The sequence below is a fragment of the Undibacterium sp. Xuan67W genome (genome assembly GCF_049340165.1).
Lineage (GTDB): Bacteria > Pseudomonadota > Gammaproteobacteria > Burkholderiales > Burkholderiaceae_D > Undibacterium.
In genome coordinates this window covers 1-9,568 of sequence record NZ_JBMPPN010000041.1, presented here as the reverse complement: position 1 = coordinate 9,568, position 9,568 = coordinate 1, and the positions used below count along the sequence as shown (strand labels likewise).

Annotated in this window: 8 protein-coding genes; 7 read left to right on the top strand and 1 reads right to left on the bottom strand. The window is 46.0% G+C overall.

The genetic code is table 11. From position 1 onward, the window contains the following. Positions 1 to 189: 189 nt before the first annotated feature. The 3 genes from ACO0LE_RS19990 to ACO0LE_RS19980 all read left to right on the top strand — a co-directional run bounded on the left by ACO0LE_RS19990 (position 190) and on the right by ACO0LE_RS19980 (position 2,313). The gene (locus tag ACO0LE_RS19990) at positions 190 to 906 is read left to right on the top strand and encodes a pseudouridine synthase (RefSeq protein ID WP_422962084.1); all 717 of its coding nucleotides are present in this window, start codon (positions 190 to 192) and stop codon (positions 904 to 906) included. A gap of 25 nt (positions 907 to 931) precedes the next feature. Further along, entirely contained in the window at positions 932 to 1,543 is a 612-nt protein-coding gene (locus tag ACO0LE_RS19985) for an AAA family ATPase (RefSeq protein ID WP_422962083.1), read from the top strand. 170 nt (positions 1,544 to 1,713) lie between these two features. After that, positions 1,714 to 2,313, top strand: a complete 600-nt coding sequence (locus ACO0LE_RS19980) for a lysophospholipid acyltransferase family protein (RefSeq protein WP_422962082.1) — start codon at positions 1,714 to 1,716, stop codon at positions 2,311 to 2,313. Between the two features lie 327 nt (positions 2,314 to 2,640). On the opposite strand, the gene ACO0LE_RS19975 is transcribed toward ACO0LE_RS19980, so the two are convergent. After that, positions 2,641 to 3,711 (bottom strand): acyltransferase family protein, encoded by a 1,071-nt coding sequence (locus tag ACO0LE_RS19975; RefSeq protein ID WP_422962081.1) that lies wholly within the window; start codon positions 3,709 to 3,711, stop codon positions 2,641 to 2,643. Between the two features lie 324 nt (positions 3,712 to 4,035). Between ACO0LE_RS19975 and ACO0LE_RS19970 the strand changes: the two genes are divergently transcribed. The 4 genes from ACO0LE_RS19970 to ACO0LE_RS19955 all read left to right on the top strand — a co-directional run bounded on the left by ACO0LE_RS19970 (position 4,036) and on the right by ACO0LE_RS19955 (position 9,067). Continuing rightward, entirely contained in the window at positions 4,036 to 4,650 is a 615-nt protein-coding gene (locus ACO0LE_RS19970; RefSeq protein WP_422962080.1) for a flagellar basal body-associated FliL family protein, read from the top strand. 72 nt (positions 4,651 to 4,722) lie between these two features. Then, positions 4,723 to 5,481, top strand: coding sequence for a substrate-binding periplasmic protein (locus ACO0LE_RS19965; protein ID WP_422962079.1), 759 nt, complete (start codon positions 4,723 to 4,725; stop codon positions 5,479 to 5,481). A 145-nt stretch (positions 5,482 to 5,626) separates the two neighbouring features. Further along, the gene (locus tag ACO0LE_RS19960) at positions 5,627 to 6,487 is read left to right on the top strand and encodes an HDOD domain-containing protein (protein WP_422962078.1); all 861 of its coding nucleotides are present in this window, start codon (positions 5,627 to 5,629) and stop codon (positions 6,485 to 6,487) included. A 453-nt stretch (positions 6,488 to 6,940) separates the two neighbouring features. Further along, positions 6,941 to 9,067, top strand: coding sequence for a S46 family peptidase (locus tag ACO0LE_RS19955; protein WP_422962085.1), 2,127 nt, complete (start codon positions 6,941 to 6,943; stop codon positions 9,065 to 9,067). Positions 9,068 to 9,568: the final 501 nt, after the last annotated feature.

Here is a 9,568-nt window from a genome sequence, read left to right as displayed (position 1 = left end):
CCACGTTCAGTGACTTGTTTAATCGCTTCTGCTTTGAATTCTTCAGTGAATCGACTCTTTCTCATGATGTACTTCCTTCTCAGTTTTTGACATTATTAAATGTCTACTGAATTAGGGGAAGTCCATAATGAGTGCTTCAATAGGTATCTCCAGTTTTGTAGTTTTTGCCGCATCTGTTACAGTCCCGCCATGAGTAAAATATCTTTAGATCGTCTCCTGCAATCGCAGGGATTTGGCACACGAAAATATTGTCGTGATTTGATTGATGATGGTGAGCTGAGTATCGCCGGTGAGGTAATGTCCAGCTATAAAACAACGGTTGAAACCGAGGGGTTAAGTTTTCACATCTTTGATGAAGAGTGGGAATATCGTGAGCATATTTATATCGTTTTAAATAAACCGGCAAATTTTGAATGTTCCCGTAAGCCCAGCCATCACCCGGGAGTCTTGACGATATTGCCCGAACAATTCACTTGGCGTGATGTGCAGCCGGTTGGCCGCCTCGATCATGACACGACAGGCATGTTGTTAATGTCTGATGATGGGCCATTTATCCATGCACAATCCTCGCCGAAACGGCATATTCCTAAGGTCTATGTCGCTACGACAGCCGAACCCGTCACTGAGGAACTGGTGCAGAAATTATTGTCCGGCGTACAGTTACATGATGAGCCTGCACCATTGGCGGCACAGACCTGCAGACAAATTTCCGACACACAAATAGAAATCGTGCTGGAGCAAGGCAAATATCATCAGGTCAAACGTATGCTGGCTGCTGCAGGCAATCATTGTGCTGCACTGCAAAGAACCGCAGTTGGACAATTGACGCTGGATTCGTTAGGCTTGGCAGAAGGTGAATGGTGTTACCTCTCACAGCAACAAATGGCATTATTAGTTCCTGCTTAGGTGAAGGTTTTCTAAAGGAGTCGGTATGTCGGTTATCGCAGTGGTGAATCCCAAGGGCGGCGTCGGTAAGAGTACGTTTGCGACGAATCTGGCAGGCTATCTTGCGCATCAAGGCCACAAGGTCGTGCTCGGCGATACCGACATTCAGCAATCATCCCGTACCTGGCTTTCTTTGCGTCCTGCCAATTTACCCTTGATCAGCGCATGGGATATTGAAGATGGACATATCGCCAAACCGCCCAAAGGTACAACCCACGTTGTCCTCGATACTCCCGCCGGCCTTAGTGGTAAAAAGCTCGATGCAGTCTTAAAAATCGCGGATAAAGTCGTTATCCCATTGCAGCCGTCGATTTTCGATATTCTGGCAACAGAAGAATTCATCAAAAAACTGAATAAGCATGACCGGCGTTACCAGCTGGCTGTCTTGGGCATGCGAGTGAACGCACGCAGTCGTGCCGCTGATCAGCTTGCCCATTATGTGGGCCAGCTTGGTCTGCCTGTGCTGGCTTATCTTAGGGATACGCAAAACTATATACAACTGGCAGCGCATGGCGCAACTCTATGGGATGTGGCGCCTTCCCGTGTCGAAAAAGATATCGCTCAGTGGCAAGATATTCTTGCCTGGATAGAGCGCTGACAGCGCGGTTGCTATATCGCTGGCAATTCAAACAAGCACTAATTCTTTACTCCGCAACAGAGTAGACGGGGAAAATGTTGCGAGAAATATTTCCCTTGGGAAGCACTCCTCTCTATAATGCCGTTTGCATCAGTTTCTCTGTTTCCTTTTTAATATCAAAGACTTAGTTCATGCATCACACCATTTTCGATACGCCTGTCATTAATACGTTTATGCGCTGGGCTTCTCTTTTGTGCTTGCGCTTGATGGGTTGGACGGTAGAGGGCAATGCGCCTGCCGCACCTAAATATGTACTCATCGCGGCACCACATACGAGTAACTGGGATTTTCCTGTGACCTTAATGGTTTGTTTTGCCTTGCGCCTGAATGTGTACTGGATGGGTAAAGCAAGTTTATTCCCGCCTGTTGTCGGTGCTGTCATGCGCTGGTTAGGTGGTATTCCTGTGAACCGCGAGCGTTCAGGCAATCTGGTGCAGGGTACTGTTGACGCATTTCAACAGAATCAGCGCTTGACCGTGATCGTTCCACCTGAGGGCACGCGTGGCAAAGTCACGCACTGGAAGACGGGGTTTTACTATATTGCACAAGGTGCAGGTGTGCCGATTGCGCTTGGGTATCTCGACTTTAAAAGGAAGGCCGGAGGTATTGGCAGGATGTTTGAATTATCCGGTGATATTACGGCGGACATGACGCAAATCCAGGCGTTCTACGAAGGAATTACCGGCAAAAATCCTAAGCAATTTGACGCTAGTAAGATTCAAACTAAGTAGGAAGCTGGGGGCGTTTTCAAGCCGCATTTTGCTGCCGGCGTGCATATCGGTACCTTGCTTTCTATGACAGAAGGGCCGGTTTAATCCTGCGGATAATGAGGGCAAGAGTAAAATTTCATACGCCGATTATGTGGATGCAATCGCAAGACTGTCAGCGCGCGCCGCGCATCCACAATAAGTAATGACTGTCGCTTATTGATTTATTAAGTAGAAGTTATTTAGTGGAGTAACTAGAGTAATAGGACTAAATGGACGGCTGCTGTAGTAGCTAAGTTTCTTTCAAACAGCCATTGAGTCCATCAATAATCTTAACTTCCTGTTCCGATTTTATGGCTCTACCGGTGCCACGATCGTATCTGTTTTAACTTCTTTGGATGGCGTAGGATGGTTGCCATTTAATTGCTTGATCAATAGCCAAGACAACGGCTTGAGCAAGACTTTTTGTGTCAGAGCTTCGCACCAGGGGTGTGCAGCAAGCCACACAATCAAGGCGCTGACAGCGAGTGCCGTGAGGCTGGTTAGTGCTTTGTCCAGCGTAAAAATTGCATTCAAAACGCCGGTTTCTTGCAGTACGATCAAGGCTAGGCCGTGCCATAAAAATACGTAAATGGAGCGCTGCCCGATTGCTGCCAGTCCCCAGTTCTTGCGTGACAGCAAGTGTAAACATGCCAGACCGATTACGCCGGATGCCAGATATTGTGCGATTTGATAAAGAGTCCCGGTCATATTCGCCATACCCAGACGATTCAGTGAATAACTTCCGTAAAACCAACGATAGTCGAAATCACTTTTGAGTAAAAATGACGTAATAATTGCTACTGCAACGACTGGCAGACTGATCAGCAATACGCGCTTTTTAGTACGGTCAAACAACGCTGGGCCAAGTTTCCACCCCAGTAAAAAGAACGGGAAGAAGCTGAGGGTGCGGGCAATGCTTAAAAAATAGCCGGTACTTTCTGAATAACTGGCAAGCAGGGATAGACCAACCGCAATGACCACAGGAAACTGAAGCCGCGCAAAAACCGGCAACATCAGACGCCAGCAAAGCAGGCTCATCAGATACCAAAGCATCCAATACGGCGCAAACAATCCGCTATAAACGCTGAGGCTACCTTTTAGCAACAATTCTATGCCCTCGTATAAAACTTCAAATACGAATAAAGGAATCACAATATTTTTGACTAACTGATTGCTTTGCTTATCATCCAGAGATGCTTTTGAGAGCATGCCAGATACCAGTGCAAACATCGGCATATGAAAAGAGTAGATAAAAATCCATACTGAGCGCAGGAAATGATCCCCAGTGATATGGAGCTCAATTAAATGTCCGAACACGACCAGAAATATCAAAACAGCTTTGATATTGTCGATGCGGAGGTTTCTGCTTTGGGAAGACATCAGTAATTCTCTAACTCTTTGTAAATAAGCGTTATTTTCGAAAAGACGCCATGATAACGAATCGTAGGCGATTGCGTACATCGAGTTTGTAACGAAGCTTTGCCAGATTCCTCAGGATTAGTAAAATTAAGCGTGCTACGAGCAATTATTATTTCCATGTGGAAATAACAATATGATCTAGTTACAATATGTAGCTACCTTCGAGTAGTCATATTGAGTGTCATCAGATTTTTTTCAGGGGTAGTGAAGTTCATGCCAGCGAATGATAGATCAAAGAATTTACTCACCTCGAAGATCGATTTCGAAGGAGTCGAAGAGCTAACTATGCAAAAAGCGACCATTTCTGACGATAGTCTGGATGAGTGGGGATTTGACCTTGCCGCAGTCACCACTCCGCAAGCAGAGAACCAATTGCCTGATCCGCCTTACGTTGCGCCACCACCGCCCCAGCCCGTCGCTCCCCCCAAGGAGAGGGCGAGTCCGATCCCTGTGAATAATTACTCACGGTCATCGATTAAAAAAAGTGCTGTCAAAAAGAAGGATTATTTTTCGCAATATGCTGCAGCAATTATTTTATGCATCTTTATCGTTTCATCTGTACTGGTTTATCTGCACATGCAGCGCCCACCGGCAAATACGGCAGACCTGAGTTATATGGCTTTGCCCCAAGCCGTGGTTAATATTGATGGACAGGTGACACGGGTGCAGGTAACCATTCAGGTGGATACAGACGATCAGGACTGGCTTATTGAAAACAAAAAAGTCTTGAATGAATTTTTTCAAATTGCGCTTGCTAAAGTGAATGCCGACGATTTGCGTACTCCCGAAGGCTTTGCTACGATGCAACAGGACTTAAAAAAAGAACTCAACCAGGCCATGCATACAGATAAAATTCAGGCCGTTCTATTGACCGAATTATTATTGCAAGATAAATCCTGAAAAAATGAAATCAGCACAAGCGCGACAGAGTTTGCACACACGGCGGCGACCTTGCTGATGGCAAGGCTCTTTTTGTCACGGCTGATATCTGTCACATTAACACTTACTTTTGCCTTTGCTGTAACGACCGGAATTGCCTGTGCAGAGACTATCAACCTGATGGGGGAGGATGACTGGTACCCTTACTCTGCTCAAAAAAATGGTCAGTTGCGCGGTTTTGCGGTCGATGTGATTGAAGCGGCTTATGCATCTGTCAACCTGCAAGTTAATTTTGTTGCAGCGCCTTATGCACGTTGTCTAATGCTGGTGAAGTCAGGACAGCAGCTAGGCTGTTTTGACAGTCTCAAAGATGTGAAACTGACGCAGGATTTTTTATTTCACAAAGAGCCGATTTTTAAAGCGATGATCGGTATTTATGCCAAAAGTGATCAACCAGAATCCCGCCTGAATGCTGCCAGCCTGTCAGGTCATAAAGTAGGCCTTACCCATGGTTATACCTATGGGGATGAGGTTGAAAAAAATCCACAAATTGTGCGAGAAATCGCTCCCAGCGATCTGTCTAATTTCCGTAAATTATTACGAGGGAGATCGGACTATTCTTTGGTCTACACACGAATTGCCGATTATCTGATCGCCACGTATCCAACCGAATTCAAAGATAAATTCAAACTGCTAGGGATCGCAGTTGAGGACAAGCTTTATGTCAGTTTTTCAAAAAAACAGCCAGATGCTGAGCGTTACGCAAACCTACTTGATAAGGGACTGTCAATAATACGCAGCAATGGCACTTATCAAAAAATAGAGCAAAAATGGCGCACTCCTGCACCTTAGAATGGTCAGTCGGTAATTAAATTGATGAAGTAATGAACGAGACAAAATGAACATAGATGGATTGTGAAATATTGTGTATTTACTCATTTATTGAAAAAGAAATATGTTAGTGTAATTAACACATCAAACATCTCAGATGCCTCTCATGACTACGATAGAAAAAACAAGTGAGTTTGAGTTCATTGAAGGTTTAACTGCAGAATTGTCGTCAAAAGAATTGATTTTCCCCACTTCTTTAAACGCGACGATGAAAATCCGCCGGGCGCTTAGCCATCCGGATATGCCTATCGATACGATTGTTCGCATCATCAGTGCAGAGCCTGTGTTATCAGCGCAAATTCTGCGAATGAGTAATTCTGCGATGTACAACCGCACAGGTAAAAAAATAGCTGACCTGCGCGCGGCGACCTTGCTGCTTGGATTTGCTGTAATTCGCAATATCGCGATCTCTGTCGGGATGAAACAGCTCGCAGAACATAAAGCTAACGAGCAGCTATCGAAGCAGCTTGATGGTTTATGGACCAGAAGCTTACGCGTAGCGGCTTTGTCCGGTGTAATTTCCCGGCACCTCCCTAATTCCAGTCCGGACAAAGCGATGCTGGCGGGCTTGCTGCATGATGTGGGGAAGTTTTACATCCTCAATAGAGCACGCCATTATCAGGGACTATTTGTATCGAATGCTGCCTTGTGGGAGGTTATCGATCAATGGCACGCGGAGATTGGTGTGGCGATCCTGGAGAACTGGGATATCGACGAGGATATTCGCGCGGCAGTTATGGATCATCGAGCCTGCCAGTTGCCACATACGATACGACCAGGTTTGATTGACGTGGTCGCAACGGCGGATTTTCTGGACGGGCATTTTGTCACAGATTCTCTCGATGACATTAACTGGCAAGCCTTGCCGGTACCACTCAAAAATTTCCAGATTGATCTAGAAAAATGCCAGATTCTGATTGCCGAAACAAAGGTCGAATTAGGACTGGTACTGCGTGCCTTAGCCTGATAGCCGGGTTGTTAATCCAGATTTAATTTTCACAGTCCCGTTCTGTAAGAACTTCAGACGCAATTTTCTGTGGATTGGCTTCTCATTTGATGAATCCGAGAGCCGGGCGCGGTATATTTTTCTTTCTACAGAACAAATTATCATAATTCTAGTCTAAGCCACATCGAACTAAATCGGTGTGCTTATGCCCCATCTCGCCTCAGCTTCGTCGTGCCTGGGTTTGTATTTACGTTTGTAGTGAAATTCGTATAGATGATGATACTGAGAGAGATGCTGATATCGTTTATTATTTCGTCATTCCATTCTATTTCTACCAACAGTCGCTCTGCCTTAGTGTAGTTTGGGTGGCGGTTGGCATGATTGTTTTTTAATTTAATTTTCACTAAATTTTGATAGAGAATTGCCTTGTTAACTAGAATAAATACAAAAATGCTGCCAATCACCGTATTGGCAATGGGGACACTGACCCTTCTTGCGAGCCTAAGTCCATCCGCTCATGCCGATGAAGGACAGTGGCAACCGCATCAATTACCGCAATTAAAAAATGAGCTGAAGCGTATCGGGATTGCTATCCCAGCAGAAAAATTAGCCGATCTCAGCAAGCACCCGATGAGTGCCATGGTCTCGCTGGGTGGCTGTTCTGCTTCTTTCGTATCGAATGCCGGCCTGGTGGTCACCAATCATCATTGTGCTTACGGTGCAGTCCAGCGTAATTCCAGTGCGACCCGTAATCTGATCGCGAATGGCTTTCTGGCAAAAACACGCGCTGAAGAATTACCTGCCGGATCCAGTGAACGAATTTATGTGACCGATAAAGTTGAGACTGTTACCGAAAAAGTCGTTGGTGGTTTGAGTGCCAGCCTGTCTGGTCGTGAGCGCAATCAGATGATACAAAATCGTATCAAAAGCCTCATCGCAGAATGCGAACAAGACAAAGCTTATCGCTGCTCTGTGCCCAGTTTTCATCGCGGCCTCGAATATTATCGTATCCGTCAATTAATGATCCGTGATGTCCGCTTGGTCTATGCCCCTTCCGATAAAATCGGTAATTTTGGCGGTGACATCGATAACTTCGAATGGCCGCGCCACACCGGCGACTTCTCATTTTTGCGCGCCTATGTCGGTAAAGACGGACGTCCTGCGGACCCATCCCCGGACAATGTTCCTTATCAATCAAAAGATTTTCTTGTGGTGTCTGCCGAGGGTATCAAAAATGGCGATCCAATCCTGTTGGCAGGTTATCCGGGACGTACCAGCCGCTATAAATTGCCGACAGAAATTCGCTCGGCACGTGACATCAGTTATCCGCGCCGTGTCGCTGAATCACAGGCCGACCTGGCTATCATCGCCAAAGCAACTCAGGATAATTCTGAATCTGTCGTACGCTATGCGAGCGTCGCAAAAAGCATCAACAACGGTATGAAAAAAACGCAGGGTTTGTTGGATGGATTTAGTCGCAAAGATATCGCTGCAATCAAGGACGTTCAGGATGCAGAGTTCCGTCACTGGTTTGCTGACCACAGCGAAGCCGGAGATAAAAATTTGTTGGCTGAACTCGATGCCGTAATCGCTTCCGATACCAGCCTGAGCGAGCAGGAATTCGCCATGAATGTCGCCCTGCATAGCGATTTATTCCGCAGTGCCCGCAGTCTGTATCGTCTCGCACTGGAGCGCAAAAAGCCGGATGCTGAGCGTGAATCCGGTTATCAGGATCGTGATGTACCGTTTCTCAAAGCACGCTTGTCACGGCTGGAACAATCCTTTGTCAGCAGCGTTGATCAGGCGCGCTGGCAAGCGGCGCTGCAGCGTTATCAGCAATTGCCGGCAGAGGTACATCCTGCGGGCTTAGACGCCTTGTTGCCGACCACAGACGCGATTGCCGCGATCTACGCGCAGACCCGGCTTGCAACCACAACACAACGTTTAGCATGGCTAGACAAAGATGTCGACAGTATTGTGCAATCCGATGATGCTTTCTTAAAGCTGGCTGTGAATGTGTACCAGATCGGTGACGCAATGGAAAAACGCCGTAAAGACATTGATGGCAATCTGGAGCGCATTATCCCGCGCTACATGCAAGCTTTTATTAATTTCAAAAAGACCCAGGGAAAGCCGGTATATCCCGATGCCAATTCAACGCTGCGTGTTACGTTTGGTACGGTAGCACCTTACTCGCCGCGTGACGGCATCAGTAAAGGTCCGTTTACGACAGTTGAAGGTGTGATTGAGAAAAATACCGGTAAAGAACCATTCATCGTGCCACAAGCGGTGCAAGATGCGGTCAGGGAAAAACGTTATGGGGTATTCCGCGATAAAGTGCTTGGTACGGTACCAGTCAACTTTTTGTCCAGTGCTGATACGACGGGAGGTAATTCCGGCTCTGCGGTCATGAATAAACATGGCGAACTGATCGGTTTAAATTTCGATTCAACTTACGAATCAATTACCAAAGACTGGTATTTCGACAGTGCGATTACCCGAGCTATTCATGTCGATATTCGCTATATGCTATGGGTGATGAAAGAAATTGATCATGCCGATAACCTCTTGAAGGAAATGACGATTAAATATCCGCATTAATTGCCGGCATAGAACTGACATTAATTATTCATGGACAGATGAATACAAAAAAACCAGAGCTAATCTCTGGTTTTTTTATTTGTCATACTGGATTTCTAAAAAATCTTTAACCGATATGTCATGGAACTGATTACTCCGATCTTTTCTCAGTATTTCAGTATCTCAGTGTTGAGAACGCTTGGTTTTTGCATAATTCCTATTGTTGTTATTTTTCGATTTAGAGATTTTTAGAAATTTTCAACTTGTATCCCACAGTCCTGATGCGGCTCTCCGGACGATAGTGGTCAGGGAGGCGCATGAAATATACGTGTTGTGATCTCAGATTCGTATCAAGCATGTATTTTAATGTCGAGGTTGATGCGTAACCGGTTCCGGAGAGGGGTTATTTTCAACGGAACCTAAACCCGGCACAATCCCCCCAGTTCAACATCACGGAGCGGGAAAGGAGTAAGCCGACCTCAGATGTCTCAAAAGAATCGACATGGCGTCATCACCTGACAC

Excerpts from the sequence above, each read along its gene's own strand:
- ACO0LE_RS19990 (WP_422962084.1), top strand. The coding sequence starts at position 190 with ATGAGTAAAATATCTTTAGATCGTCTCCTGCAATCGCAGGGATTTGGC.
- ACO0LE_RS19985 (WP_422962083.1), top strand. The coding sequence starts at position 932 with ATGTCGGTTATCGCAGTGGTGAATCCCAAGGGCGGCGTCGGTAAGAGT.
- ACO0LE_RS19980 (WP_422962082.1), top strand. The coding sequence starts at position 1,714 with ATGCATCACACCATTTTCGATACGCCTGTCATTAATACGTTTATGCGC.
- ACO0LE_RS19975 (WP_422962081.1), bottom strand. The coding sequence starts at position 3,711 with ATGTCTTCCCAAAGCAGAAACCTCCGCATCGACAATATCAAAGCTGTT.
- ACO0LE_RS19970 (WP_422962080.1), top strand. The coding sequence starts at position 4,036 with ATGCAAAAAGCGACCATTTCTGACGATAGTCTGGATGAGTGGGGATTT.
- ACO0LE_RS19960 (WP_422962078.1), top strand. The coding sequence starts at position 5,627 with ATGACTACGATAGAAAAAACAAGTGAGTTTGAGTTCATTGAAGGTTTA.
- ACO0LE_RS19955 (WP_422962085.1), top strand. The coding sequence starts at position 6,941 with ATGGGGACACTGACCCTTCTTGCGAGCCTAAGTCCATCCGCTCATGCC.